Here is a 26,067-nt window from a genome sequence, read left to right as displayed (position 1 = left end):
CTCCCATCGGGTAGACCGCCGCGGGCGGAGGAATTCATCGCCGCCGTCATCAGGCCCCGTCGGGCACCCGGTCGAGGAATCCGAGGACGGCGGTGATCCGGTCCTGGGCGTCCAGCGTGATGACGTCGGATCCGGCCACAGGCGCCGAACCCTCACCGATGGAAGTGCCCCCAGCCTCGCTCACCAGCTCCCAGGAGAAGCGGGCCGTGTCGTGGTGCCCGTCCACACCGCCGGTGAGCCGGAAGGCGAAGCCCGGGAACTGCGCGTGTGCCGCCGCGATCACCGCCGCGATCTGCTCATGGCCCCGGACGTCGGCCAGCGGGTCGGTATAACCTCCGTCCACGGCCCACGCGGCTGTAACAGCCTTGGCCAAAGCCTCGGGGTCACGCGCGTTCCAGGCCTCGAAGTAGCGAGCGACGGAGTTCTCGTAACGGTCGGTGTTCGCGGACATCGTAAATCGGCCCCCAATGAGGTCATCGATACTGGTCAGGACCCGGATCCCGGTATTCGCCGATCCGGTGTGACCACCTTGCCCGCGCCCGCCGCCCGGGTCGATTACCTGTCGGGTAATGACGACGTGATCGGGTGCGCGCCGCATTTCGGCCATGAACGGCATGGAATATGCCAAGAGACTGGCCGGAAAGTCATGGTGACAGTGTTTCAAGAGTGAACATACTCGAAGGTCAGGGGCAGTTCACCCCACAGGAGCCGCACGGAAAGCGAGGCACGACCGGCCGGCGAGCACCGGGGGAGAGAGACGTGCACGACGAATTCCTGTGCCATGTCACCGCATACGGCGTCTGCGACGGCCGGCGGATCGGCGTACCGCTCGGCACCTATCGTGCCCCGACGCTGGCGCTCGCCCTGTGGTGGCTGCGGGACCGGGCCTCCTGGATGGCCGAACGGCTGGATCCGCGGCCCGAGAGCGAGCACATCCCGCCGGGCGCCCTGGTCCCGGTCGCCGACAACGTGCCGGACGTGCCCGAGCTGCTGCGGGCCTGGTGTGCCGACATGGGCCGGCAGGAGCTGGTGGCCGACGAGTTGGCCGGCGGGCGGCTGGTGCGGATCGCGATCAGCGACGAGACCACCGAGTACGAGCTGCTCGCCGAATCCGTCGACGCCCTGCGGATGCAGCGGACCGTCCCGGCGCTCGTCCTCCCCGTCGGCTGAGACCCCGCCGCCCGTCGGGCACGCAAGGGTGCGAATCGATAGAATTCGGGCATGGTGGAGCGACCGGTCTCCTCGACCGCGCCCGAACTCGTGCTGGAGACCGAGACGGGTTCCAGCGTGCTGATCCCGGGCCACGACTACCGCATCGGACGGGACCCGCTGAGCGACATCGTCATCGACGACACCCGCGTCTCGTGGCACCACGCGGTGCTGCGGCCCGACGGCGACCACTGGACCCTCGCCGACGAACACAGCACCAACGGGACCTACACCGACGGCCGGCGCGTCCAGGAGTGGGGCGTCGGCCCCGGCAGCGTGATCCGTATCGGCAGCCCGGACGACGGTCCGTACCTGGTCCTTTCGGGTCGGCCCCCGCCCGCGGCGGAACGCCCGTCGGCGGTCTCCATGCCCGGCGTGACGGGCACCTTCCGCGAGCCCACCAGCGTCCGGCCGCTGCCGGCGCGCACCGTCCGCATCGGCCGCGCCGCCGACAACGACCTCGTCGTCGACGACCTGGTCGTCTCGCGCCGGCACGCGGAACTGCGCGCGCTGCCCGACGGCGGTCACGAGATCGTCGACCTCGGCAGCCACAACGGGACCTACCTCAACGGGCTGCCCGTCACCCGGGCCCCGCTCGACCCCGGCGACATCGTCGGCATCGGACACTCGGACTTCTGTCTCGTCGGCGACCAGCTCCAGGAGTACGTCGACACCGGTGAGGTCTCCCTCGACGTACAGGACCTGACGGTCGCCGTCGACCGCGGCCGCAAGGTCCTGCTCGACCACGTGTCGTTCCCGGTGGGGGAGAAGTGCCTGCTCGCGGTCGTCGGCCCCAGCGGCGCCGGAAAGTCCACGCTGCTCGGCGCGCTCACCGGCCAGCGCCCAGCGGATCACGGCACGGTCGTCTACGACGGCCGCGACCTCTACCGCGACTACGCCGAGCTGCGTCAGCGCATCGGACTGGTCCCGCAGGACGACATCCTGCACGCCCAGCTGACCGTGCGCAGCGCCCTCGTCTACGCCGCCGAACTGCGCTTCCCGCAGGACACCGCCAGGGCCGAGCGCCGCGAGCGGGTCGAGGAGGTCATCCGTGAGCTGGGGCTGGAGCAGCGCGCGGGCCAGCCCGTGCACACCCTCTCCGGCGGCCAGCGCAAGCGCGTCAGTGTGGCCCTGGAACTGCTGACCAAGCCCTCGCTGCTATTCCTGGACGAGCCGACCTCGGGCCTCGACCCCGGCATGGACCGCTCGGTGATGCACATGCTGCGCGGCCTCGCCGACGACGGCCGTACCGTCATCGTCGTCACGCACAGCGTCCTCAGCCTCGACGTGTGCGACCGGCTGCTGGTGCTCGCGCCGGGCGGCAGGGTCGCCTACTACGGACCGCCCGAGGACGCCCTCGCCTTCTTCGGCTTCGAACAGTGGCCGGAGGCCTTCGAGGCCTTCGAACGCGACCAGGAGCGGGACTGGGCGGGGGAGTACCGCGACTCGCCGTTCCGGCGGCAGTACGTCGTCAACGACAGCGAGCAGCCCCGGCTGCCCCGCTCCGGCCCGGTGGTCATGCTGCCACCGGCCCGGCCCCGCAGCAGGGGCGCCCAGCTCGGCACCCTGGTCCGCCGCTACGCGACCGCGCTCGCCGCCGACCGCACCTTCCTCGCGATCATGATCGCCCTGCCGTTCGTCATGGGCGCCATGGCCCGCGCCCTGTCCGGCGGCGAGCTCGACCGGGAGCACGCGATGAACGTGCTGCTCATCCTGTGTGTCGGCGGCGTCCTCACCGGCGCGGCCAACGCCGTGCGCGAACTCGTCAAGGAACGCGTGATCTACCAGCGGGAACGCGCCGTCGGCCTGTCCAGATCGGCGTACCTGATGTCCAAGATCGTCGTCCTCGGCGCGGTGACCGTCGTCCAGGCGGTGGTGCTGACCCTCGTCGCCCTGCTCGGCGTCGACCTCAACGCTCCCGGCGGCGAAGGCGTGTTGATGCCGCCCCTGGTCGAGATCACCGTCGCCGTGGCCCTGCTGGCCTTCACCGCCATGATGCTCGGCCTGCTGATCTCCGCGCTGGTCCACAAGGAGGAGGTGACGATGCCGCTGCTGGTGCTGCTCGCCATCGTCCAGGTGGTGTTCTGCGGGGCGCTGCTGCCACTGGACGGCGTGCCCGGTCTGGAGCAGCTGTCCTGGCTGGTGCCCGCACGGTGGGCGCTCGGCGCGATGGCCGGCACCATCGGGCTGGCCAGGATCGTGCCCGGGGACATCACCGCGGATCCGCTCTTCGGGCACTCGGTGGGGGTGTGGCTGCTCGACGTGGGCATGCTCGTCGTGCTCTCGGCGGTCTGTGGATTCCTCGTCTCCCGGCTGCTGCGCCGGCACGAGCCCGCCGTGATGCGGAAGTAGGGGCGGCCCATGACGACTCCCGGATTCCGGCCCACCCACGTGGTCCCCCCGCACGGCATGCCCGCCTGGGAGGCCCCCGACCCGGCCCGCCCCACCGTGCCCCTCGACGCGCTGCTGCCGGTCCGGCTCATGGAGCGGCGCGGCGACTGGGGGCGCGTGCTGTGCTCCAACGGCTGGTCGGCCTGGGTCGACGGCCGCTATCTCGTCGCCGTCCCCCAGGACCCGCCCCGCTCCGACGCCCCCCTCGCGACCGCCGCCGACCCGCGCCCGCTGCTCGGCCGCGCCGAACAGGCCCTTGCCCGGTACCGGGCGGCGGTGGAGGAACTGGCCGACGCGGGCCTCGACGGCGAGTCCTTCCGGCGCCGCACCCACGGACTGCGGATCGGCGTGGTCGTCGACGGGGAGGACGTGTGGCTGTACGACCCGGCGCGCGAGCGCTGGCTGTACGGCGACGGCACCCGCCTCAGCACCTACGCGACCGACCGGGAGCCGGAAGCGGCCGAGGCCCAGGACCACACCGCCACCCGGATCGTGCATCCCGACCGGGGATCCCGATGACCCGCGGGACGACCCCCTTCTCGGGCCGGCCCTCCGAGCTGGTGGGCCGGAGAATCGCCGGCTACCGCATCGAGAGCGAGATCGGACGCGGCGGCATGGCCGTGGTGTACCGCGCCCATGACCTGCGGCTGGACCGGACCGTCGCACTCAAACTGCTCGCCCCGGAGCTGGCCCGCAACGACGTGTTCCGCAAACGCTTCACCCATGAGTCGCGGGTGGCCGCGGCCATCGACCATCCGCACATCGTGCCCGTCTTCGAGGCGGACGAGACCGACGGGGTCCTTTACATCGCCATGCGCTACGTCGACGGGAGCGATCTGCGCCACCTCCTCGACCGCGAGGGCCCGTTGCCCCCGGCGACCGCCGTCCGCATCGCCGCGCAGGTCGCCTCCGCGCTCGACGCCGCCCATGAGCACGGGCTGGTCCACCGGGACGTCAAGCCCGGCAACGTCCTCGTCGCCCGCGGCACCGACAGCGACCACCCCGAGCACGTCTACCTCACCGACTTCGGCCTGACGAAGAAGTCGCTCTCCCTGACCGGCTTCACCTCGGTCGGCCAGTTCGTCGGCACGCTCGACTACGTCGCCCCCGAGCAGATCTCCGGGCAACCGGTCGACGGCCGCTGCGACGTCTACGGCCTCGCCTGCGTGGTCTACGAGTGCCTCGCGGGCCGCCCGCCCTTCCTCCGCGACGACGACGTGGCCCTGCTCTGGGCACACCAGAACGCCGATCCGCCGCCGCTGACCGAGGCCCGCCCCGACCTCCCCCCGTACCTGGACGCCGTGTTCGCCCGGGCCCTCGCCAAGACCCCCGAGGCCCGCCATCCCACCTGCGGCGACTTCGTGGCCGAGCTGAGGCCCACGCCGGGCGGCGGCGGGCTCAGGCCCGCTCACCCGCCGACAGAACTGGTCGGCGCCCCGGCTTCGGCGCCGCAACCCCCGCCCTGGGCACGGCCGGTCTGCCACCCGCTCGGTCCCTGGTGACCGGCGGGTCCGACCCCGGGTGAGCGGAGGGGCCCGAGCGAGCCGTCGGGCCTGTCACCGCTCTCGCCGCTCGCACCGCTCTCACGGGGGGTTCGCCCCTCCCCGGCGGCGCGCCGCTCCCGCCAGCAGGCCGCCCAGGAAACCGGCGACCAGCCCCCACAGCGCGGCGAGACCGAGCGCCGACCACACCTCGGGGCGCAGGAACAGCTCCCCGGACAGATCGCCGCCCAGGTCGCCGATGCCGAGCACGGACAGGCCGTAGTGCGCCGAGATCCGGCCGACCAGACAGATCATCAGCACCGTGAGCACCAGCGCCACCGCCATGCGCACGGCGTGCCACCAGGCGCGCGTCCCGGCGGGGGAGTGGGCCGCCATCACGAACGCGGCGAGCAGCAGCAAGGCCGCGTCCACGGCGAGGAGCCACCACACGCGGCTGTCGTGCTCGGCGAGGGTGCCGAGGTTCAGCCGGGCGTCGTCCGGGCTGCGCAGCACCTCGTCCAGCACCCGCGGCATCGGCAGCTCGAACGGACCTTCGACCCGACCGTTCCAGGTGGCGCCCAGCCCGATCGTGAACGCGAGCCACACCAGATTGGGCAGGCCGAGCAGGACCACGGCGAAGGTCTGGGCGGGGTGCCCGCGGGTCGCCGCGACGACGAGCGCGACGACGAGACCCAGGACGACGCAGCAGAGCAGCAGCAGGACCATGGCGTACGCGGCCGGCCGCACCGATCGGTGCAGACGCAGCAGCCTTGGCGGGAGCGGGGCGCCGGGCGAGACCAGCAGCGCCAGCACCAGCACACCGGCCAGCCACACCAGCCCGACGACAAGGGTGAGGGGGACGTCTGTCGTGAAGCCGGCCTCGGGACTGATGTCGAACAGTTCACCGAGGTCGCTCAGCGTGTCGTCGCCGAGGGAGATCGTGAAGGTCTGCCGTGCGGCCAGGGCCAGTCCGAGGAGGCCGAGCAGCCACAGCACGGCGATCCGGGCCGCCCACCCGGCCAGTTCCGCGGCGCCCGCCACCGCCCGGTGCCGCAGCGGCCGCAGGAATCCGGCGCCCACCACGAGCGCCCCGACGAGGGTGACGGACAGCGGGATCACCGTCAGACCGGCCTGGGTGTCGGCGAGCCCACCGGCGTTCCCGGAGAGCTCGACCGTGCCGCCGACGCTCGTCACCACGGTCGCCGCGATCACCCTCGGAAAGGCACCCTGCGGCAGATCAGCGGCCCCGGCCGCCCACAGTCCCAGCGCGGCCACCACCCCCATGGCGAGCAGTCCGGCCAGGGCCACGACGATCGCCGGCACCCAGCCGTGGCGGGAGACTGCCTGGTCGTGCGGGGTGTGCGCGCTCACCCTGCCACGCTAAGCAGCGCCGGGAGAGCGCGCCTGTCGGGAGGGCCGTCCGCGCCCCGCTTGCGAGCCACGCCCGACCGGCGCACACAATAGTGCGTTGTGGAAGAAAGTGGCGCATATCTGACAATTCGCCCCAGGCGAGAGCCGCCTGGAGTCCCGCCGAGCCCCGCCGAAACCTGTCGGGTCTTCTCGGGTCTTCTCGGGGTCAGCTGTCGAAGCGCTGCGGGAAACCCACGTGGGGAGTGCTCGTGAGCGCAGAACCGCCCTCTTCAGGCCGCCCCACGGGACCGCCCTCCGGCCCGTTGTCGGGCCCGCCCTCCCAGCCGCCGTCGGGCCCGCCTTCGGGGCCGCCCTCCCAGCCTCCCCCGGGTCCGCCCTCCCGGCCGTCCGACGCGGGCCCCCCGGGGGACGGCGACGGGGAACCGCGCCGGAGCCGGTGGAAGTCCGCGCCCCGGATCGCGTTGATCACCACGGCGGTGGTGGCCGTGACGGCACTCGCCCTGGTGCTCGCCCTGGTGAACGGCGGCGGCTCCGGATCCGGCGGAGGCGGCTCCGGCCAGGTCGGCGAGGTCTTCATGCAACCGGCCGGCAAGACGGGCCCGGAGCCCTACACCGAGCCCCCCGTCACCGACAGTTCCTTCCCGCCGGCCTCCGTCGCCCCGTCGGGATCCTCGCCGCCCACGGACACGGTCTCCGGTGTCGACGGCGGAGACGAAGGCCTGTACGGCGGCACCCGCAACGTCTCCAGCTGTGACGTGGAGCGGCAGATCAAGGCCCTCCGGGCGGATCCCGCCAAGAACCGGGCCTTCGCCTCCGTGGCCGGCGTCGCCCCCTCCCGGGTCCCGGCCCACCTGCGCTCTCTCACCCCCGTGCAGCTCCGCCTGGACACCCGCGTCACCAACCACGGATACCGCGACGGCGCCGCCACCACCTACCAGGCCGTCCTGCAGGCCGGTACGGCCGTCCTGGTCGACCGGCACGGCGTGCCGCGGGTGCGCTGCGCCTGCGGCAACCCGCTGACCCCGCCGCTCGCCCAGCGGGCCGGGTTCAAGCGGACCGGCGACCCGTGGCCCTCGTACAGTCCCGCGACCACGGTCGTGGTCAAGCCCTCCGTGACCGTGGTCGACGTGTTCGTGCTCTACGACCCCCGACACGACCACCACTGGTTCGCCCGCCGGCCGGGCGACAAGCCGCACCAGGACCGGCCGACCCGGCCGCCGGCGAGGCTCACGCCGTCCATCACGGTCAGTACGCCGAGCGCGCCGACGAGCGACGGCCCGCGGACTTCCCCGCCGTGCGTCTCGCCGCCCGCCGACCGCCCGCCGGGCTGTCCGCTGCCCCCGTCCTCCGGGTCGTCCACGTCGTCCCCGTCCTCGGAGTCGCCGTCGTCGGAACCCCCGTCGGAGGAACCGCCGTCGTCGGAACCGCCGTCCTCGCCGTCATCGAGCTCGGAGTCGAGGAGGTTCGCACCCCCTTCCTCGGACTCCCCCTCCTCGGAGTCCCCGTCCTCCGAGCCCCCGTCCTCCGAGCCCCCGTCCTCCGAACCCCCGTCATCCGGGTCCCGGTCCTCCCAGCACCTGGTGCCCGACTCGCCGGGTTCCGAGTCGCAGTCGAGCTCACCGTCCGAACCCAAGAGCGAGTCCGGCAGCTCCTCCTCGGCTCCGCGGCTTCCGCTGACGGGCGACAGCACGAGTCAGTCGCCGCCGACCTCGGCGGTTTCCCCCGGCGCGAGCTCTGCGGCCCCCGGTGCACCGGCCGGCTCATCAGCCGTGTGAGGTATCCGTGGCCGTCCCGCGTACAGGAGGAAAACTGACCTGGACTGCGCGGCGCAACACGGGGTACGAGCACAGATGCACACCCAGCGGCGTCCGGCCATTCCGGCCTTCGAGAGAGAAACGCATGATCGAGTACCTGGACGGGGCAGTGATACCTACCGGTTTCGACGTACCCGTGGAACCGCTGCGGCGGGCGGCGCACTACACCGGTGAGCCCGGCTGCATAGCCGAGGCCCGCGCCTTCGCCGCGCACTTCGTCGACCAGCTCAGGACGGAGTGGTGCGCCACGATCGGCGACCGGGCGAGCGGTGAGGTGTTGCTGGTGGTCAGCGAACTGATCACCAACGCCGACCGGCACAGCAACGGGCCGTACATCCTGGAGCTGGAAGGTACGGAGTCCTCGGTCACGGTCTGCGTCTACGACAGCAGCGACGCACTGCCCCTGCGGTTCCCCAAGGACCCCGAGCGCATCGGCCGGCACGGTCTGGAGATCGTCCACGCGGTGGCGGCGGAGGTCACCGCCGAGCGCGTGCCGGTCGGCAAGCGGGTCCGGGCCGTGCTCACCTTCGGGCCCTAGGCCCGCGGGGCGCGCGCCCCGCGGGCCGGGCCGATCAGGCGTAGTCCAGCTCGCCCAGCATCCCGTGCCGCAGTCGCATGATGATCCGCTTGATCAGGCGAGACACGTGCATCTGCGAGCAGCCGAGCCGTTCGCCGATCTCCGCCTGGGTGGCCTCCTCCACGAACCGCATGTGGATGATCTGCCGGTCGCGCTCGCTCAGCTCGGCCATCAGCGGGGCGAGCGAGTGGAAGTCCTCGACGAGCCGGAGCCCCTCCTCCTCCACGCCGATGAAGTCGGCGAGGACCGCCTCGCCGTGCTCCGGGCCGTCCCCGGTGAGCGCCGCGTCGAGGGAGGAGGAGTTGTAGCCGTTGGCGGCGATCTGCGCCTCGACGACCTGGCTCTCCGCCAGGTTCATGAGGGTGGCCAGCTCGGGCACGGTCGGGTCCCGGTCCAGACGGCTGGAGAGCTCGTCGCGTGCCTTGGCGAGTTCGACGCGCAGTTCCTGGAGCCGCCGCGGCACGTGCACCGCCCACGTCGTGTCCCGGAAGAAGCGCTTGATCTCACCGACGATGTACGGCAGCGCGAACGAGGTGAACTCCACCTCGCGCGAGATCTCGAACCGGTCGATGGCCTTGATCAGGCCGATCATCCCGGTCTGGACGATGTCCTCCATGTCGTCCCCGCGGCCGCGGAACCGGCCGGCCGCGAACCGCACCAGGGACATGTTCATCTCGATGAGGGTGTTGCGCGCGTACTGGTACTCGTGGGTCCCCTCCTCGAGGAAGGCCAGCCGCTGGAAGAACTGACGGGACAGCTCCCGTGCGTCCCGCGGAGCCACGCTCCGGGGTGCCTCGATGCCCGGGAGCGGCGCGCCGGCCGTGCTGATGGCTACGGCGGTGTCCTCGACGGCTTTGGCCTCTGACCGGATCACGGCGGTCTCCATTGCCTCTCCCAGGAAGGTCACGGTTCGACGTCTGCTGTACTCGGTCCGTGAGCGAGCATCGACGGGCAGACCCACTCTGGTGGCGACTACCCCGTCAGGGGAGACCCATGCACGCGGGATTCGCGCCATCGCGACGCGGGGGCGTTTCGTCCGATTCCACCGAGGGCGCAACGCCCGGCCCTTCCGCAGGCGGCCTGCTTTCCTAGGCTGGGGAGGTGAGCAACCAAGCGCCCAACCGAGCCCGCGTGATCCCGCTGCGCCCGCCTGCCGAGCGCCCGGGCATCGCCGCCACCGTCCCTCGCACCGCTCCCGCACCCGTTCCCCGGCCCGCGCCGCGCGAGCCCTTGTGGCGCGACCTGGTCGGGGACGTCCTGCGCCGTGAACGCCAGGCCCAGGAACGCACGCTCAAGGACGTCGCCGACGCGGCCCGTATCTCCATGCCCTATCTCTCGGAGGTGGAGCGAGGCCGCAAGGAAGCCTCCTCGGAGGTCCTCGCGGCCGCCGCCCACGCCCTCGGGCTGAGCCTGGGCGACCTGCTGGCGCGGGCCCAGGGCGAGCTCATCCGGCTCAGCAGCCGGCCCTCCGTCCGGCATTCCGCCCGGAGCCGTACGGCCACGTCGTCGTACGACGGCCTCTGCCTGGCCGCCTGACGAGCCGCGCGGGCCGGCGTCTCACACCCTCACGGGACGTCGGCTCAGCACCTCGTCGGCCAGTCCGTACGCCACCGCCTCCTGCGCCGTGAACACCTTGTCGCGGTCCATGTCCGTGCGCAGGGTCGCGATGTCGTGGCGGGTGTGCCGCGCCAGCACCTCCTCCACCTGGGCGCGGATGCGGACCATCTCCTTGGCCTGGAGCGTCAGGTCCGAGACCGTGCCCTGGCGGCCGCCGCTGGCCGGCTGCCCGAGCAGCACGCGCGCGTGCTCCAGGACGAGCCGCCGGCCGGGATCCCCGCCCGCCAGCAGCACGGCCGCCGTGGACGCCGCCTGCCCGACGCAGAGTGTCGAGATCGGCGCCCGGACGAACGTCATCGTGTCGTAGATCGCCATCAGCGAGGTGAACGAGCCACCGGGGGAGTTGAGGTAGATCGAGATCTCGCTGTCCGGCGACGCCGCCTCCAGATGGAGGAGCTGCGCGATGACGACGTTGGCGACGCCGTCGTCGATCTCGGTGCCGATGAAGATGATCCGCTCGGACAGCAGCCGGCTGAACACGTCGTACGACCGCTCGCCCTGCGGGGTCCGCTCGACCACGTTCGGAATCGTGTAGGTCCCCATGTTCACATCCCCACCCGTCGCTTCTGCGCGGCCGGGCGGACGTCCGCGAGGGACTCCACGACCCGGTCCACGATGCCGTACTCCCTGGCCTCCTCGGCCGTGAACCAGCGGTCGCGGTCACCGTCGCGCGAGATGGTCTCCGGCGACTGGCCGGTGTGCTCGGCGGTGATCCGCTCGATGGTGCGCTTGGTGTGCTCCAGGTTCTCCGCCTGGATCTCGATGTCCGCCGTGGTCCCGCCGATCCCGGCCGACGGCTGGTGCATCATGATCCGCGCGTTCGGCAGCGCGTACCGCTTGCCGGACGCGCCTACACCGAGCAGGAACTGGCCCATGCTGGCCGCGAAGCCCATGGCGAGCGTCGAGACGTCGTTGGGGATCAGCCGCATGGTGTCGTAGATGGCGAGCCCCGCGTGCACCGACCCGCCGGGGCTGTTGATGTAGAGGGCGATGTCGGTGCGCGGGTCCTCCGCCGACAGGATCAGCAGCTGCGCGCAGACCCGGTTCGCGGAGACCTCGTCGACCTGGGTGCCGAGCAACACGATGCGCTGGTTGAGCAGTTGGGCGGCGAGCTGGTCGTCGAAGCGGGAGGGTGCGGTGTCGCCCTCCTCGGCACGGGGAGCGAGCGTGGTGAGTGGAGTCATCGGTTCTCCTCGTCGTGGCGTGACTGCCGTCGACTCCACTGTTGACCCCGGGAGGTGCCCGCACGCGGTTTCTCTGCCCGCGGCAGATTCGCCACGGGCAGAGCGCCCCTCGCCCGCTCGCGGGCTCAGCCCTTCTCGCGCAACTGCCGGAAGAACGCCCGTACGTCGCCCACCAGCAGGTCCGGCTCCTCCAGTGCCGCGAAGTGGCCGCCCCGGTCGAACTCCGTCCAGCGCACCAGGTTCTCGGTGCGCTCGGCCTTCCGCCGCAGGGGGATCTGCGGCTCGGCCGGGAACAGGGCGAGCGCCGTCGGAACGGTCGACGGCTCCCGGGGCGCGGCCGCCCCGCCGGTGGCGTGCTGACGCTCGTAGTAGATCCGGGCGGACGAACCGGCGGTCCCGGTCAGCCAGTAGAGCATGACGTTCGTGAGGAGCCGGTCGCGGTCGACCGCCTCCTCCGGCAGCTCCTCGCAGTCCGTCCACTCCCGGAACTTCTCGATGATCCAGGCGAGTTGACCGACCGGCGAGTCGGTGAGCCCGTACGCCAGGGTCTGCGGGCGGGTGGCCTGCTGGAGGTAGTAGCCGGTCTCCTCCGCCGCGAAAGCGACCCATCGCCGCCACGACCGCAGGGTGTGCTCCCGCTCCTCGGCGCTCATGGCCCGAAGCTCCTCGGGCGTGGGCTCCCGGGTGGCCTGCGCGCCCGGCAGCAGGTTCAGATGGACGCCGATCAGCCGGTCGGGGTGGGCGCGGCCCAGCTCGCGGGAGATCACCGAGCCCCAGTCGCCGCCCTGTGCCCCGAACCGTTCGTAGCCGAGCCGGCCCATCAGCTCGGCCCATGCGTCGGCGACCCGCCCCGCCTCCCAGCCGCTCTCCGTGACGGGCCCGGACAGGCCGAAACCGGGGACGCTCGGCACGACGACGTGGAAGGCGTCGGCCGGGTCCCCGCCGTGGGCCGCCGGGTCCGTCAACGGGCCGACCACGTCCAGGAACTCGACGATCGAGCCCGGCCAGCCATGGGTGAGGATCAGCGGGGTGGCGTCCGGCTCGGGGGAGCGGACATGCGCGAAGTGCACGTTCGTCCCGTCGATGACGGTCGTGAACTGCGGCCACTCGTTGAGCAGCGCCTCGGCCGCCCGCCAGTCGTACTCCTGCCGCCAGTACCGGGCCAGCTCCCGCAGATAGCCGGTCGGTACGCCGTACGACCAGCCCGTCGCGGGCAGACCCTGCGGCCAGCGGGTCCGGTCCAGCCGGTCGTGCAGGTCGTCGAGGTCGCCCTGCGGGATGTCGAGACGGAACGGCCGCAGGCCGCTGTCGGCGCTGGATGAGGTCATGAGCCGGATGCTAGTGGCGCGGGCCGCACCGGCCATCCGGATTACCCCACGGCCCGAGCGATGACTTCCGGGGCGAGCGGCAGTCGACACTGATGACCGCGTTCCACGCCCAGGAGGTACTCATGACCACCGACGGATTCACCACGTGTCTCTGGTTCGACGGCCAGGCCGAGGAAGCCGCCCACCACTACGTCTCCGTCTTCAAGAACTCCAGCATCGGCGACATCGGCCGCTACAACGAGGCCGGTCCCGGCCCGGCGGGGTCCGTGCTGGCCGTGGAGTTCACGGCCAACGGGCAGAAGTTCGTGGGCATCAACGGCGGCCCGCAGTTCACGTTCAGCGAGGCGATCTCCTTCCAGATCCACTGCGCGGACCAGGAGGAGGTCGACCACTACTGGACCAGGCTCACCGAGAACGGCGGCGAGCCCGGCCCGTGCGGCTGGCTCAAGGACAAGTACGGCCTGTCCTGGCAGGTCATCCCCGACGGGCTGATCGAGATGATCAGCGACCCCGACCCCGAGAAGGCCACCCGCACCACCAAGGCCATGTACGCCATGGGCAAGCTCGACATCGCCGCCCTGAGGAAGGCCTACGACGGCGAGTAGGGACCGGTCCGCGAGGGTGCGTCGGCGGTCCGGGCCTCGGCCAGGATCTCCCTGATCACATGCCGGGAGTTCTCCGCCAGCGGCGGATTGGTCTCCCAGTAGTACGGCAGCTGGATCAGCGAGATCGACAGAGCCCAGCCCCGGCCGCGGGCCCACTCGGCGTCGTCCGCGCCCACCGCCTCCCGGAAGGCTCCGCGGGCCGAGGCGGGCAGCAGGTTCCAGGCGACGATCAGGTCCACGGCCGGGTCACCCACCCCGACGCAGCCGAAGTCGATCACCGCCGTCAGCCGTCCGCCCCGGACCAGCACGTTCCCGGGCATCAGGTCCCCGTGGGCCCAGGCGGGCTGTCGCGTGTGTCCCGGCGCCCGCAGCGCCTCCTCCCACAGGGCGGTGACCGCGGTGGTGTCGATCCGCCCCGCCAGCCGGGCGAGGGCGTCGCGGGTGGGGGTGTCCCGTTCGGCGAGCGGGACACCCCGGGGGTTCGGCGGCCCGCCCCGCGTCTCGATCCCGCGCAGGGCGGTGACGAACGTCGCCAGGTCCGCCGCCAGCGCCCGGGGCTTCTCGACGGCGCCGGCGACCGGATTGGCGCCGTCCAGCCAGTGATAGACCGACCAGGGCCAGGCGAACCCCTCACCGGGCCCGCCCAGTTCCAGCGGCACGGGCGCGGCCACGGGCAGCCTCGGCCCCAGCCGGGCCAGCCAGCGCTGTTCGTGCGCCACGCTCTCGACGGCGCCGGGATGCCGGGGCAGCCGCACCACCTTGTCGGAGCCCAGCCGGAACATCGCGTTCTCGGTCCCGGAGGAGTCCAGCCGACGCACGGGCAGCCCGGCCCACCGCGGGAACTGGCCGGCGACGAGCCGGCTCACCAGTGGGGCGTCGAGGTCGACCTCGTCCGCATGCATCTTCACCGCGCACATGCGCCTCATTGCACGGGACCGACCTCGCCGCTGTCCAACGATTTCAGACCCGGTCGGCCGCGATCAGCAGGTACTGGAAGCTGCCGTTGCGGTAGGCGTTCAGGAACGTCTCCTCGATGCCGGTCACCAGGTGGTCGGCCTGACTGCGCAGCTCCCAGTAGGGGACGGCCGCCTCGGTGAGGTCCTCCACATGGACCGGCACCAGCCGGTTGCGGGCCAGCGCCCGGAAGTACGCCGAGCGCGGATGGATGTCGCAGATGTAGTGGGCGTTGATGAGCGACACCTCGCGCGAGGCCTGGCCGTAGGCGTCGTTGTAGCAGCCCGTGATGACGACGTAGCGTCCGCCGCGGCGCAGCAGCCGGGCGTGCTCGGCGAACAGCAGGTCCAGCTCGACGTACATCGTCGACTCGTTGTTCCACGAGGCCGCGTAGGCGCCGGTCTCCAGCCGGGTGTCGAGCATGTTGCGGTGGTGGTAGCGCACCTGGTCGTCGATGCCCCGCTTGCGGGCCTGCTCGTTGGCGAACTCGGCCTGCTTGGCGGAGATGGTGACGCCGTCCGCGTGGCAGCCGTAGCGCAGATTGGCGGTGACACTGCCGCCGCCGCGTCCGCAGCCGGCGTCGAAGACGCGGTCGGCGGGAGTGAGTCGGCCGAGGCGTGCGGCCAGCAGTTCGGCCTGGGCGTGCTCCAGCCGGTGCAGCTCGGCGGTGATGCGTTCCCGGCGCAGTTCCGCGTCGGGTTCGTCGAGCACGGCCCAGTCCGCCTCGCCGACGCCGTAGTGATGGTGGTAGAGATCGTCGATTCTGCCGAGTTCGAGATTGACCGGGTTCTCCTCGGCGTTCCAGTAGTCCGCGACGCGGTTCTGGTACGTGGACTGGATGGGCACCGGGACGGTCTTGGTGCCGGCGTCGTGGGCTGTGGTCAACGGTGGCTCCTCATGGTGCTGTGCGTGACGACGTGTCAGAAAGGCTGCGGTCACCAGTAGTCGGGCAGGTGGTAGCGGTGGGTGTTGGTGGCGTGCCACTCGTGGTTGCCGGCCACCCAGTCCGACAGCCCCTGGAGATAGCGCTCGACGAGCGGCGAGGTGGCGGCGAGCACCGCCGACTCCTCCTCGAACGCCTCCATGAGCTGGTTGTGGATCTCGACCGACCGCAGATAGGCGGCCTTCAGCCCGCGCCGGTCGTTGGCGGCCACCACCTGCGGCAGATTGAGATGGGTGGGGTCGGACGCCAGCTCCTTGGTGAAGGAGTACAGGTCGTTGACGATCGTGGTGGCGTTGCAGGCGAGCGCGGTGACCCGCTGGATCTCCGGGCGGGCGTACAGCTGCTCGGGCAGCTCGTAGCCGTCGACCGCGTCCACGATCGACAGACACGGCCGGAAGTTGTTGAACTGCCGCATCGCCAGGTACTCCCAGATCCGCGGCACGTACCGGGTCTCCCCCCAGGCCGCCTCGCCGAGGTAGCCCAGGTGCAGCCGGGCGATGTCGTGCACGAACCGGTCGGTCTGGCTGGGGGTGGCCAGGGCCGCGTAGTCCTTCAGCGCCCAGTGGTACGAGCGCAGCGGACCGTCGGCCTGCACCCCGAGCGCCCACTCCTCCTGGAGGTCGGGAGGGCCCTGGTAGGGGTCGAGCGCCGACTGGGCGATGATCAGCCGGCCGCCCAGTCCGCTGCGCGAGCCGCCCTTGTCCTCGTCCTCCTCGCAGTAACAGTTGTCGACGATGTTCTCGGCCAGCAGCAGCTTGCCGGCCACGGTCAGGCGCTCCAGGTCGAGCGCGCGCGGATGCTGGAGCACCACGGCGCGGCCGAACTGGAAGCCCGCGAAGTCCCCGTTCCAGGCCACCGGGAAGAGGTCCAGGCCCCGGGCCCACTCCTCCAGCCTGCGGTCGACCTCCGCGGCCCTCTCCGGGTCGGCGGGCTCCACCTCCCGGTAGCGCAGACCGGGGACCGCCCCGCCGCGCCGGGCCCGGATGCTGCGGGCGAGGTTCGGCGGGCCGGGCAGCGCACTCCCGGTGCTCGTGGGCGTGCTCATCGCGAACTCCCCGCCGTCACTCGGCCGTCCGGCCGACCTGGACGTTCTCCAGGACCCCGGCGGCGTCCGGCACCAGGACGGCCATCGAGTAGTAGGCGGTCACGAGGTAGCGGATGATCGAGTTGGCGTCGATCCCCATGAACCGTACGTTCAGGCCGGGTTGGAACTCCTCCGGGATGCCCGTCTGGTACAGGCCGACGACTCCCTGGTCGGCCTCGCCGGTGCGCAGCGCGATGATGCTGCTGGTGTGCTGCGGGCTGATCGGGATCTTGTTGCAGGGGAAGATCGGCACCCCGCGCCAGGCCGGGATCTCGTGCCCCTCGACGGTGGCCGTGCCGGGCACCAGACCGCGCCGGTTGCACTGCCGGAAGAAGGCCGCGATCGCCTTGGGATGGGCGAGGAAGAGCTTGGTCTTGCGCCGCATCGACAGCAGGTCGTCCATGTCGTCCGGGGTCGGCGGTCCGGCGAACGTGCTGACGCGCTGGGAGTGGTCGGCGTTGTGCAGCAGACCGAAGTCCCGGTTGTTGACCATCTCCCACTCCTGCCGCTCGCGGATCTCCTCCACGGTCAGGCGCAGTTGCTGCTCGGTCTGGTTCATCGGGTTGTTGTAGAGGTCGGCGACCCGGGTGTGGACCTTCAGCACGGTCTGGGTCAGCGACAACTCGTACTCGCGGGGCGAGAGTTCGTAGTCGACGAAGCCCGCCGACAGCGTCGGCTCCCCGGTGTGTCCGGCCTGCACCGGCACTTCGGCCTCGCCCTTGCGGTTCATCGGCAGCCGCTGCCGGGCGGCGTAGGCCTCCAGATGGGCGGCGAGGGACGGCACCCGTCCGACGAACTCCCGCAGTGCGTCCCAGGGCAGTGCCAGCAGCACGCCCGAGGTCTCGGCGCGCACCGAGCTCAGCCACAGCGGGTCGTCCTGCCCGAGGGCCTCGTCGCCGAGCTGGTCGCCGCCGGAGACGACCCCGACGATCTCCTCCTCGCCGTACTTGCCGGCGGTGAACCGGGTGAACCTGCCGTGCACCACGAGGTAGGTCTCGGTGACCGGCTGGCCGGCCTCGAAGACGACCTGACCGGCCCGGACCTCCCGCGTCTGGAAGCGGGAGGAGAGTTCCGCGAGGGTTCCGTTGTCGGAGTAGCCGCGCAGCACGGGCAGCTCGGTGAGGGTCTGCGGGATGACCCGTACGTCGTTCCCGCCGTTCTGCTCGAACTGCACCCTGCCCCGGCCGACACGCAGCTGGAGACGCCGGTTGACTCGGTAGGTGCCGCCCTTGACGTCCACCCAGGGCAGCATCCGCAGCAGCCAGCGCGAGCTGATGGCCTGCATCTGTGGTTCGGACTTGTGGGTCGTGGCGAGCTGGCGGGCCGCCTGGGTGCTGAGACTGGTGAGCTGCGCGTCGGTGGTGGGTTCGGGGGCGGGTTCGTCCAGGGCTGGACCGGTGGCGCTGTCCGGTGTGGACACATTCCCTCCAGGAAGGTGCGCGGAGACGGGCGGACCGTCCGAGAAGCTCGGTTCCGAAGATCCGCTTGCACCAGCCAAACACCCTGAGTGACGGACGGGTACGGCGTGAAGGGGGCGGTTTCATGACCCGAAGGGTGCAAACCTGCCTGATGGGGCGGAAGACGTCTGGTGTGTGCCACCGCATCCTCCGTGTGCTCCCGCGCGCCGGAGCGCTCAGGGGTCACTTTGGGTTACCCGTGTGTTCGGCGCGCGAGCGGACGGCCGGATGGCTAGCGTGAGGAACCGGACAACCCGTCTCACCGGAAGGCTGCGGTCATGGTCGTACGTCCAGAGGGAACCCCTTGTTGGGCCGACGCGATGTTCAGTGACGTGGAGGGCGCCAAGACCTTCTACGGCGAGGTCCTCGGCTGGACCTTCGGCGATGCGTCGTCGGAGTACGGCAACTACACGCAGGCCTATGCGAACGGCAAGGCGGTCGCCGCCGTCGTCCCGCCGATGCCCGGCCAGGAGGGCCAGTCGCAGTGGTGCCTGTACCTCGCCTCCCCGGACGCCGCGGTGACCGCCGGCAAGATCCGTGAGAACGGCGGTGAGGTGCTGATGGAGCCGATGCGGGTCGGTGACTTCGGCACGATGTGCCTGGGCCGCGAGCCCGGCGGCGCCGTGTTCGGCGTCTGGCAGGCGGGCGTCCACGAGGGCTTCGAGGCGCCGCCCGAGCAGCCCGGCGCCTTCTGCTGGGCCGAGATCTTCACCCGCGAACCCGAGAAGACGGACGCGTTCCTCCCGGCCGTGTTCCCGTACACGGCGAAGCAGATGCAGGACGACGCGGTCGACTTCCGGCTGTTCGAGATCGACGGCGACACGGTCCTCGGCCGCATGAAGATGACGGACGAGTTCCCGCCCGAGGTGCCGTCGTATGTCAACGTGTACTTCACGGTCGACAACTGCGACGACGCCGTGGCCAGGGCCACCAAGCTCGGTGGCGTCCTGCGCTTCGGCCCGATGGACACTCCGTTCGGACGGTTCGCGGCGATCAGCGACCCGCAGGGCGCGAGTTTCTCCGTGATCGACGTCACCACCACCGCGGGCGACATGCCGCAGACCACGGAGGTGTCCTAGTCACCCGGCGAGGCGCCGGCGCGGCCGTGGCATGATCGGGCGCATGCGTGAACGAGTGGTGGCCGCGTGCGACGGGGCTTCGAAGGGAAATCCGGGACCGGCGGCCTGGGCGTGGGTGGTCGCGGACGACGCGGAGACACCGGCCCGCTGGGAGGCGGGACCGCTCGGCAGGGCGACCAACAACATCGCCGAACTCACCGCGCTGGAACGCCTGCTGGCCTCGACCGACCCGGCGGTGCCGCTCGAGGTCCGGATGGACTCGCAGTACGCCATGAAGGCCGTCACCACCTGGCTGCCGGGCTGGAAGCGCAACGGCTGGAAGACGTCCGCCGGGAAGCCGGTGGCCAACCAGGAACTCGTCGTCCGCATCGACGAACTGCTCGACGGCCGCTCGGTCGAGTTCCGCTATGTGCCCGCCCACCAGGTCGACGGCGACCCGCTCAACGACTTCGCCGACCGCGCCGCCAGCCAGGCGGCCGTCGTCCAGCAGCCGGCCGGCAGCGAGCAGGGCTCCCCGGAGCCGCCGGCCTCGCCGGACACCCCGAAGGGGAAGTCCGCGAAAACCGGCCGCTCCGCCGGGGGCAAGTCCCCCCGGCGGAGCGGTGGTTCGGCGTCCCGCACGCTCAAGGCCAAGTTCCCCGGCCGCTGTGTGTGCGGCCGCCCGTACGCGGCCGGCGAGCAGATCGCCAAGAACGCGCAGGGCTGGGGGCACCCGGAGTGCCGTACGGCGGACGCCGACGCGGGCTGAGCGGCGCGCGGGTCACAGCACGACGCCGCGCCAGCCTCCGGTCTCCAGACCGCGCTCCTCGATGAACTCCTTGAAGCGCTCCAGGTCACCCTTGGTCTGCCGCTTCACGAAGCCCAGCTTGTCGCCGACGGTCTCGGTGACGCCCTCCGGCTGGAACTCCATCTGGAGCATCACCTTGGTGTGGCTGTCGTCGAGCCGGTGGAAGGTCACCACACCGGCCTGCCGGGCCTCGCCGGAGACCGTGGTCCAGGCGACCCGTTCGTCCGGGATCTGTTCGGTGATCTCCGCGTCGAACTCCCGGCGCACGCCGTTCACACTGGTCACCCAGTGGGTGAGCGTGTCCGTGCGCTGCTCGATGCGGTCCACCCCGCTCATGAACGCCGGGAACGTCTCGAACTGCGTCCACTGGTCGTACGCCGTGTGCACGGGCACGCCGACCTCGATGGATTCCTCGACCTGCGACACGATCGTCTCCTCCTTGGTGGTTCGTCTCGTCGCTGCGTGTCCGTCGCGGGTACCCGTGGCCGGCCGGGCAAACCGGTGGGTGACGATCAGTCGGTGTCGAAGGTGTAGTGGGCGGTGTGATCGAGAAGGTCCGCCGGGGTGGTGTCGTTCCAGGGCTTCATCGTCTCGTGGAGGTCGACGACGTCCGGCGTGCCGCCGGCGGGGAGGTACGCGGACCCGGGGTGCCTGCGCTGCCACTGGGCCCACAGCTTGTCGATGTAGGCGTGGTGCAGCCAGAACACCGGGTCGTTGGGGGAGACCCCGGTCGCCATCTGCCCGCCGACCCACACATGGACCCGGTTGTGCAGATTGACCCCGCGCCAGCCTTCCAGATGGTTGCGGAAGCCGTCGGAGCCGCTGTTCCAGGGGGCCATGTCGTAGGTCGCCATCGACAGCACCGACTCGACCTCGGCCCGGGTCGGCAGCTCACGCACGCCCGTCCCCAGCGCGCGCCGGAGGTAGCTGCGGCCGTCCACCCGCACGTTGACGGCCCAGTTGCCGGCCGAGGCGGCGAACGGACCGTCCATCACCTGGCCGTCCCGGCTGCGCCCGCTGCCGCCGAGGAAGTCCGGCGCCCACAGCGAGGAACGCGGTGAACGGTCGGTGGACCAGTCCCAGTACGGCAGGGCCACCGAGGCGTCCACCGACTGGAGCGCCCGCTCGAACTCCAGCAGGAATCTGCGGTGCCACGGCAGGAAGGAGGGGGAACGGTGGCCGGTGCGCTCGCCGTTGTCGGTGTCACCGAGGATGAACCCGTTGTGGGTGGTGACGAAGGCGTCGTAGCGGCCGCTGCGCTTGAGCTGGAGGACGGCGGCGACGAACCGCCGCTTCTCGTCGGAGGTCAGGGACGCCTGGTTCTTGCGGACGGTCATGTGCGGTGCTCCAAGTGTGCGCGGAAGGGGGGCGGTCGGCCGGTCAGCCGGCGGGGAACGGGACGAGTCGCGCGCCCTGGAGCTCGTCGACCGCGGCGCGGGCGGCGGCCCGCGGGGTGGGCACCGGGTCGTAGTGGCTGACCACGCTGATCCAGGTCCCGTCGGCGTTGCGCATCACGTGCAGCTCGACCCCGTCGACGTACACGCCGTAGCCGCCGCCGTGGTGATGGCCGCCGCCGTCGGTGGGCCGGCCCTGTATTCGGCGGCCCTTGTAGACCTCGTCGAAGGAATCGGGGGAGCCGTGTGAGTCGTGGTGATGGTCGTCCGCCCGGGCGGCGGGGACGGCGACCAGCGCGGCACCGGTGACGGCGGCCGCCGCGGTGAGTGCGCGACGACGGCTGAGTTCCGGCATGCGGGACCTCCTGGGATGGGTTCGGTTGACGACCCCGTATGCCTATCGACCTGGGGGAGAAAGGGAGAAATCGCCCGAGAGGGGTTGGCTGTGATCAGGACAATCAATTACATGTCGTGCAATCTTGAACGAAGATGATCTTGTTGCGCGCAGGGGATCCGGTCGGGCGGAAGGGGCAATTCCTTTCCGCGAACGCACCGGTTCCGGTGATCTTTCGCGCGCCGACGCCTCCGTGGTGGTGTGGCCCACGTGGGGAAAGTGGCGTGATCGGGCGGGTGGGGCGTCCCGGCGTGAGCGTCGAGCTCTGCTACCCTGCGTCGTCCATCGATCACGTCTGGTAACTCCTGGGAGTGTGCGTGAAGGTCGCCTGTGTCGGCGGCGGGCCCGCCGGCCTGTATCTCTCGATCCTGCTCAAGCGGCAGGATCAGTCCCACGACGTCACCGTCCACGAGCGCAACCCGGAGGGCTCGACCTACGGCTGGGGTGTCACGTACTGGCAGGGACTCCTCGACCGACTCCGTGTCTGCGACCCCGAGTCGGCGAGCGCGATCGAGGCGGAGTCCGTCCGCTGGAACGCGGGCATCGCCCACGTCCGGGACCTGGCGACCCGTCAGCCGGGCGACGAGGGGCACGGTATCGGCCGGCACAAGCTGCTGGAGATCCTCGCCGCCCGCGCCCGCGCGCTCGGCGTGCGGCTGGAGTACGAGAGCGGGATCACCGCCGAGAACCTGCCGGACGCCGATCTCGTCGTGGCCGGCGACGGCGTCCACAGCGCCCTGCGCACGCACCACGCCGGCGACTTCGGCGCCGAACTCACCCCGGGGCGCAACTCCTACATCTGGCTCGGTACCACCAAGGTGTTCGACTCCTTCACCTTCGCGTTCGTGGAGACCGAGCACGGCTGGATCTGGTGCTACGGCTACCCCTTCAGTTCCGAGCAGAGCACCTGCGTCATCGAGTGCGCCCCCGAGACCCTGGCCGGACTCGGCCTCGACCGGGCGAGCGAGGGCGACGGACTGGCCCGGCTCGAGAAGCTCTTCGCGCACATCCTCGACGGCCGGCCCCTGATCGGGCGCGCCGCCGCCGACGGCAGCACGCAGTGGCTGACCTTCCGCACCCTCACCAACCGCAGCTGGTACCGCGGCAACCTCGTCCTCCTCGGCGACGCCGCCCACACCACCCACTACTCGATCGGCGCCGGCACCACCCTCGCCCTTGAGGACGCCATCGCCCTCGCCGACGCCCTGCGGGAGAGCGCCGACCTGCCGGCGGCCCTCGCCCGCTACGAGGGGGAACGCAAGTCCGCCCTGCTGTCGCTGCAGAGCGCCGCCCGCTACAGCGCCCAGTGGTACGAGAACCTCACCCGCTACATCCACCTCCCCCCGGAGCAGATGTTCGCCCTGCTCGGCCAGCGCCACTCACCCCTGCTGCCCTACGTCCCGCCCCAGCTGTACTACCGGCTCGACCGGGCCGCCGGGCAGCTGGGGGCACTGCGCCGGTTCAAGCGCTGGCTGGGGCCGAAGCTGGCGCGCGGCGCGCACGCCAGGGCGCTGACCTCGCGAAAGTAGCCGGGAGGCGGTCGCGGCGGCATGGAAGGACATGGGGTGAATGGCAATTCACTGATACGGTGAATTGCCATTCACCCTTGTTCGATTCCTTCAGGCCGCTGGAGTGTCCATGGCGTCGCCCGCTCCGATACCCGCCCGGGCCGAGGGAGCAGCCGGTCTGCGGGCCCGGCTCACCATCCCGGTCCTGGCGTACTGCGGCATCCTCATGGCGGTCATGCAGACCGTCGTCGTGCCGCTGCTGCCCGACCTGCCCCGGCTGACCGGCGCCTCGGCGGGCGCGGTCTCCTGGATGGTGACCGCCTCGCTGCTGTCCGGCGCGGTCCTCACCCCCGTCCTCGGCCGCGCCGGGGACATGTACGGCAAGCGACGGGTGCTGCTCGTCTCGTTCGGCCTGATGGCCGCCGGCTCGGTGATCTGCGCCCTGACCTCCGACATCGGCGTGCTGATCGCGGCGCGGACCCTCCAGGGCGCCGCGTCCTCCGTCGTCCCGCTGTCCATCAGCATCCTGCGCGACGAACTGCCGCCGGAACGCCGGGGATCCGCCGTGGCGCTGATGAGCTCCACCGTGGGTATCGGCGCCGCGCTCGGGCTGCCGGCGGCGGCCGTGGTCGTGCAGTACGCCAACTGGCACGTGATGTTCTGGGTGACCGCCGCGCTGGGCGCGACCGGGGTCGCGCTGATCCGGTGGGCGGTGCCGGAGTCGCCCGTGCGCGAGCCCGGCCGGTTCGACGTGACGGGGGCGCTCGGGCTGGCCGCCGGGCTGATCAGCCTGCTCCTCGCCGTGTCCCAGGGCGGCCAGTGGGGCTGGGGGAGTGCCCGGGTCGTGGGTCTGTTCCTCACCGCCGTGATCGTCCTCGGGCTGTGGTGGTGGCACCAGCTGCGCGCCGAACAGCCACTGGTGGACCTGCGGTTGGTGTCCCGGCCGAGGGTGGGCCTGTCTCATGTGGCGGCCCTCCTGACCGGCTTCGCCTTCTACGCCAACTCCCTGGTGACCGCCCAGTTGGTGCAGGCGCCCGAGGCCAGCGGGTACGGGCTCGGGCTGTCCATCGTCCAGACGGGCCTGTGCCTGCTGCCCGGCGGCATCACCATGCTGCTGTTCTCGCCACTGTCCGCCCGTATCTCCGAAAGGCGCGGGCCGCGGATCACCCTCGCCCTCGGTGCCGCCGTCATCGCCTCCGGGTACGCCGTGCGCATCGCCGACAGCCGCGACCTGTGGATGATCATGGTGGGGGCGACGGTCGTGGCGACCGGCACCACCCTCGCGTACTCGGCGCTGCCCTCGCTGATCCTGCGCGCCGTCCCGCCCGGACAGACCGCCTCGGCGAACGGTTTCAACGTGCTGATGCGCACCATCGGCCAGGCCACCTCCAGCGCCGCCGTCGCCGCCGTCCTCGTGCACCACACCGGCCTCGTCGGCGGAGTACCGGTGCCGACCCTGCACGGCTATCTGCTGGCGTTCGGCGTCGCGGGCGCGGTGGCCCTGGCCGCGTGCGCGGTGGCGCTCACCATCCCCGGCGACGCGGGACCGGAGGACACCCGGCGGGTCCGTGGCCGTACCCGCTCCGTCGGCGACGAGGCGTTGGAGGGAGCATGAGTGCCGTGAGCACTCCATCCGACGCCTCCGCCGCGACCCGGCCGCCGGCCCCCGCCCGGCGCGACGCCGAGGCGACCAAGGCGACGATCCTGCGCGCCGCCCGGTACCTCCTCGCCCGTCAGGCGCACGCCGACATCACTCTCAAGGCCGTCGCGGAACGCGCCGGGGTGAGCGCGCCGCTGGTCCTGAAGTACTTCGGCAACAAGGACGCCCTGTTCGCCCGGGTGATGTCCTTCGAGGAGGACGCCGACGCCCTGCTCGACGCCCCGCTGGGGGAGCTGGGTCCGCACATGGTCCGGCACGTGGTGGCGAGCCAGCGCGAGCGCGGCGCCGACCCCCTGCTGCGCATCGCGTTCGCACCCCTGCACGGCGACCACGGCGACATCCTGCGCGCCAACTTCCGCACCCAGGTCACCGAACGCCTGGCCGCCCGCCTCACCGGACCCGACCCGGGGATCCGCGCCGAACTCGCCGTCGCCACCGTGCTCGGCCTGGGCGTGATGTTCGGCATCGCCCGCGGGAGCGAGCTCAGGGCGACCCCGGTCGAGGACATCGTCGAGCGGTACGGGCCGACGGTGCAGGCCCATCTGGACGGTCCCTGACCGTTGCGCACCACGGTGTCGTGGTGGGGTGATCGGCCGGGCGCCGGGGCGACAGACACTGGCCGGAGCCGGTGGACCGGGAGCCGGACGAGGCCGTCGGTGCCGCTCGCCGCGGGACGGCACCCCGGACCGGCCGCAGGAGGGAGGTCAGGGCTCGAGGGCCTTCTCGAGGGTGGGGTGGCAGGTGATGAAGGCGTCGATGCCGACCAGTCGCAGGACGTGCAGAACGGGTTGCTGCGCGGCGACGATACGCAGCCACCCATCGGTGCCGCTGACGGCCTGGTGGGCGGCGACGAAGACGTTGATGCCGCTGGAGTCCATGAAGGTCACGCCGCCGAGGTCCACCACGATCCGTGACGGCTCGGCCGCGCCGTCCCCGGGCAGCAGGGCGTTGCCGAGGACGCTCTTGACGTCGTGGTCGATCTCGCCCCGCACGACGACCACGCGCACGTCGCCGACCATGCGGTGTACGACGGAGAACCGGTCGGGCCGGGCCGCCTGCTCGATGTCGCTCACCGTATGCCCGACCGAGCTCGGGTCCGCCCGGGGGCAGGGCGTGCGTGGATGACTCCGCTCCGCCGCTCGGACCGCAGGCACCCGGGCAGCCGGGCCGAACAGGATGCCGTCGGCCCCGCCGCGTCTCCCCGCCGACCGGCCGAAGACACCACGGGCG

Annotated in this window: 26 protein-coding genes and 1 pseudogene; 13 read left to right on the top strand and 14 right to left on the bottom strand. The window is 71.6% G+C overall.

Going from position 1 to position 26,067, the window contains the following annotated elements; genetic code table 11:
* Positions 1 to 49: 49 nt before the first annotated feature.
* Positions 50 to 451, bottom strand: coding sequence for a nuclear transport factor 2 family protein (locus tag OG736_RS04340; protein WP_327187513.1), 402 nt, complete (start codon positions 449 to 451; stop codon positions 50 to 52).
* A gap of 308 nt (positions 452 to 759) precedes the next feature.
* Here OG736_RS04340 and OG736_RS04335 point away from each other — a divergent pair, with 308 nt between their 5' ends.
* The 4 genes from OG736_RS04335 to OG736_RS04320 are packed head-to-tail and all read left to right on the top strand — an operon-like array spanning position 760 to position 5,102.
* Positions 760 to 1,170, top strand: a complete 411-nt coding sequence (locus OG736_RS04335; protein ID WP_057605152.1) for a hypothetical protein — start codon at positions 760 to 762, stop codon at positions 1,168 to 1,170.
* Positions 1,171 to 1,221: 51 nt separating this feature from the next.
* Complete coding sequence (locus tag OG736_RS04330) at positions 1,222 to 3,561, top strand: ABC transporter ATP-binding protein/permease (protein ID WP_327181232.1); 2,340 nt, start codon at positions 1,222 to 1,224, stop codon at positions 3,559 to 3,561.
* Positions 3,562 to 3,570: 9 nt separating this feature from the next.
* Positions 3,571 to 4,119: an SH3 domain-containing protein gene (locus tag OG736_RS04325; protein ID WP_327181231.1), complete on the top strand. Its 549-nt coding sequence runs from the start codon at positions 3,571 to 3,573 to the stop codon at positions 4,117 to 4,119.
* On the top strand, positions 4,116 to 5,102 hold the full coding sequence (locus tag OG736_RS04320) for a serine/threonine-protein kinase (protein ID WP_327181230.1): 987 nt from the start codon (positions 4,116 to 4,118) through the stop codon (positions 5,100 to 5,102). The genes OG736_RS04325 and OG736_RS04320 overlap by 4 nt, the downstream gene beginning before the upstream one ends.
* Positions 5,103 to 5,183: 81 nt before the next feature.
* On the opposite strand, the gene OG736_RS04315 is transcribed toward OG736_RS04320, so the two are convergent.
* The gene (locus OG736_RS04315; RefSeq protein ID WP_327181229.1) at positions 5,184 to 6,452 is read right to left on the bottom strand and encodes a streptophobe family protein; all 1,269 of its coding nucleotides are present in this window, start codon (positions 6,450 to 6,452) and stop codon (positions 5,184 to 5,186) included.
* A gap of 248 nt (positions 6,453 to 6,700) precedes the next feature.
* Between OG736_RS04315 and OG736_RS04310 the strand changes: the two are divergent.
* Positions 6,701 to 7,963 (top strand): annotated as a pseudogene (locus OG736_RS04310) (DUF6777 domain-containing protein); the annotation flags it as partial.
* Between the two features lie 388 nt (positions 7,964 to 8,351).
* A complete protein-coding gene (locus OG736_RS04305) occupies positions 8,352 to 8,804 on the top strand; it encodes an ATP-binding protein (protein WP_028806227.1) in 453 nt (150 codons plus the stop codon).
* 34 nt (positions 8,805 to 8,838) lie between these two features.
* On the opposite strand, the gene OG736_RS04300 is transcribed toward OG736_RS04305, so the two are convergent.
* Complete coding sequence (locus OG736_RS04300; protein WP_327181228.1) at positions 8,839 to 9,729, bottom strand: SigB/SigF/SigG family RNA polymerase sigma factor; 891 nt, start codon at positions 9,727 to 9,729, stop codon at positions 8,839 to 8,841.
* A gap of 215 nt (positions 9,730 to 9,944) precedes the next feature.
* On the opposite strand from OG736_RS04300, the gene OG736_RS04295 reads away from it, so the two are divergent.
* Positions 9,945 to 10,379 (top strand): helix-turn-helix domain-containing protein, encoded by a 435-nt coding sequence (locus tag OG736_RS04295; protein ID WP_327181227.1) that lies wholly within the window; start codon positions 9,945 to 9,947, stop codon positions 10,377 to 10,379.
* A gap of 21 nt (positions 10,380 to 10,400) precedes the next feature.
* Here OG736_RS04295 and OG736_RS04290 read toward each other — a convergent pair whose 3' ends face one another.
* The 3 genes from OG736_RS04290 to OG736_RS04280 form a co-directional block, all read right to left on the bottom strand.
* Positions 10,401 to 11,003 carry a ClpP family protease gene (locus OG736_RS04290; RefSeq protein ID WP_327181226.1) on the bottom strand — a complete coding sequence of 201 codons (603 nt, stop codon included), beginning with the start codon at positions 11,001 to 11,003 and terminating at the stop codon, positions 10,401 to 10,403.
* A 2-nt stretch (positions 11,004 to 11,005) separates the two neighbouring features.
* Complete coding sequence (locus OG736_RS04285; RefSeq protein ID WP_327181225.1) at positions 11,006 to 11,644, bottom strand: ATP-dependent Clp protease proteolytic subunit; 639 nt, start codon at positions 11,642 to 11,644, stop codon at positions 11,006 to 11,008.
* Between the two features lie 125 nt (positions 11,645 to 11,769).
* A complete protein-coding gene (locus OG736_RS04280) occupies positions 11,770 to 12,972 on the bottom strand; it encodes an epoxide hydrolase family protein (protein ID WP_327181224.1) in 1,203 nt (400 codons plus the stop codon).
* Between the two features lie 122 nt (positions 12,973 to 13,094).
* Here OG736_RS04280 and OG736_RS04275 point away from each other — a divergent pair, with 122 nt between their 5' ends.
* Entirely contained in the window at positions 13,095 to 13,577 is a 483-nt protein-coding gene (locus tag OG736_RS04275; RefSeq protein ID WP_327181223.1) for a VOC family protein, read from the top strand.
* Here OG736_RS04275 and OG736_RS04270 read toward each other — a convergent pair.
* Genes OG736_RS04270 through OG736_RS04255 form a run of 4 tightly spaced genes read right to left on the bottom strand, consistent with a single transcriptional unit; the run spans position 13,562 to position 17,978 of the window.
* Positions 13,562 to 14,494 carry an aminoglycoside phosphotransferase family protein gene (locus OG736_RS04270; protein WP_327181222.1) on the bottom strand — a complete coding sequence of 311 codons (933 nt, stop codon included), beginning with the start codon at positions 14,492 to 14,494 and terminating at the stop codon, positions 13,562 to 13,564. The two genes, OG736_RS04275 and OG736_RS04270, sit on opposite strands and share 16 nt — an antisense overlap.
* Positions 14,495 to 14,537: 43 nt before the next feature.
* Positions 14,538 to 15,416, bottom strand: a complete 879-nt coding sequence (locus OG736_RS04265; protein ID WP_327181221.1) for a geranyl diphosphate 2-C-methyltransferase — start codon at positions 15,414 to 15,416, stop codon at positions 14,538 to 14,540.
* Between the two features lie 50 nt (positions 15,417 to 15,466).
* Positions 15,467 to 16,519 carry a family 2 encapsulin nanocompartment cargo protein terpene cyclase gene (locus OG736_RS04260; protein WP_327181220.1) on the bottom strand — a complete coding sequence of 351 codons (1,053 nt, stop codon included), beginning with the start codon at positions 16,517 to 16,519 and terminating at the stop codon, positions 15,467 to 15,469.
* A gap of 16 nt (positions 16,520 to 16,535) precedes the next feature.
* Positions 16,536 to 17,978, bottom strand: coding sequence for a family 2B encapsulin nanocompartment shell protein (locus OG736_RS04255; RefSeq protein WP_327181219.1), 1,443 nt, complete (start codon positions 17,976 to 17,978; stop codon positions 16,536 to 16,538).
* A gap of 315 nt (positions 17,979 to 18,293) precedes the next feature.
* Between OG736_RS04255 and OG736_RS04250 the strand changes: the two genes are divergently transcribed.
* Together OG736_RS04250 and OG736_RS04245 are read left to right on the top strand one after the other, a co-directional pair.
* A complete protein-coding gene (locus OG736_RS04250) occupies positions 18,294 to 19,094 on the top strand; it encodes a VOC family protein (protein ID WP_327181218.1) in 801 nt (266 codons plus the stop codon).
* 31 nt (positions 19,095 to 19,125) lie between these two features.
* Complete coding sequence (locus OG736_RS04245) at positions 19,126 to 19,842, top strand: ribonuclease H family protein (protein ID WP_327181217.1); 717 nt, start codon at positions 19,126 to 19,128, stop codon at positions 19,840 to 19,842.
* Positions 19,843 to 19,854: 12 nt separating this feature from the next.
* On the opposite strand, the gene OG736_RS04240 is transcribed toward OG736_RS04245, so the two are convergent.
* The 3 genes from OG736_RS04240 to melC1 form a co-directional block, all read right to left on the bottom strand.
* Positions 19,855 to 20,307 (bottom strand): SRPBCC family protein, encoded by a 453-nt coding sequence (locus OG736_RS04240; protein WP_020126206.1) that lies wholly within the window; start codon positions 20,305 to 20,307, stop codon positions 19,855 to 19,857.
* An 86-nt stretch (positions 20,308 to 20,393) separates the two neighbouring features.
* Entirely contained in the window at positions 20,394 to 21,218 is an 825-nt protein-coding gene (melC2, locus tag OG736_RS04235; protein WP_327181216.1) for a tyrosinase MelC2, read from the bottom strand.
* A gap of 43 nt (positions 21,219 to 21,261) precedes the next feature.
* Complete coding sequence (melC1, locus tag OG736_RS04230) at positions 21,262 to 21,630, bottom strand: apotyrosinase chaperone MelC1 (protein WP_327181215.1); 369 nt, start codon at positions 21,628 to 21,630, stop codon at positions 21,262 to 21,264.
* Between the two features lie 350 nt (positions 21,631 to 21,980).
* On the opposite strand from melC1, the gene OG736_RS04225 reads away from it, so the two are divergent.
* The 3 genes from OG736_RS04225 (at position 21,981) to OG736_RS04215 (ending at position 25,394) form a co-directional block, all read left to right on the top strand.
* Positions 21,981 to 23,198, top strand: coding sequence for an FAD-dependent monooxygenase (locus OG736_RS04225; RefSeq protein WP_327181214.1), 1,218 nt, complete (start codon positions 21,981 to 21,983; stop codon positions 23,196 to 23,198).
* Between the two features lie 109 nt (positions 23,199 to 23,307).
* A complete protein-coding gene (locus tag OG736_RS04220) occupies positions 23,308 to 24,792 on the top strand; it encodes an MFS transporter (RefSeq protein WP_327181213.1) in 1,485 nt (494 codons plus the stop codon).
* Positions 24,789 to 25,394, top strand: a complete 606-nt coding sequence (locus OG736_RS04215; RefSeq protein ID WP_327181212.1) for a TetR/AcrR family transcriptional regulator — start codon at positions 24,789 to 24,791, stop codon at positions 25,392 to 25,394. Before OG736_RS04220 ends, OG736_RS04215 begins: the two co-directional genes overlap by 4 nt.
* A 147-nt stretch (positions 25,395 to 25,541) precedes the next feature.
* Here the strand turns inward: OG736_RS04215 and OG736_RS04210 are convergent, their stop codons facing one another.
* Positions 25,542 to 25,910 (bottom strand): STAS domain-containing protein, encoded by a 369-nt coding sequence (locus OG736_RS04210; RefSeq protein WP_327181211.1) that lies wholly within the window; start codon positions 25,908 to 25,910, stop codon positions 25,542 to 25,544.
* Positions 25,911 to 26,067: the final 157 nt, after the last annotated feature.

Origin of the sequence: Streptomyces sp. NBC_01334, assembly GCF_035983595.1 — a bacterium.
Lineage (GTDB): Bacteria > Actinomycetota > Actinomycetes > Streptomycetales > Streptomycetaceae > Streptomyces > Streptomyces coriariae.
This window is presented reverse-complemented; position numbering and strand designations above follow the sequence as displayed.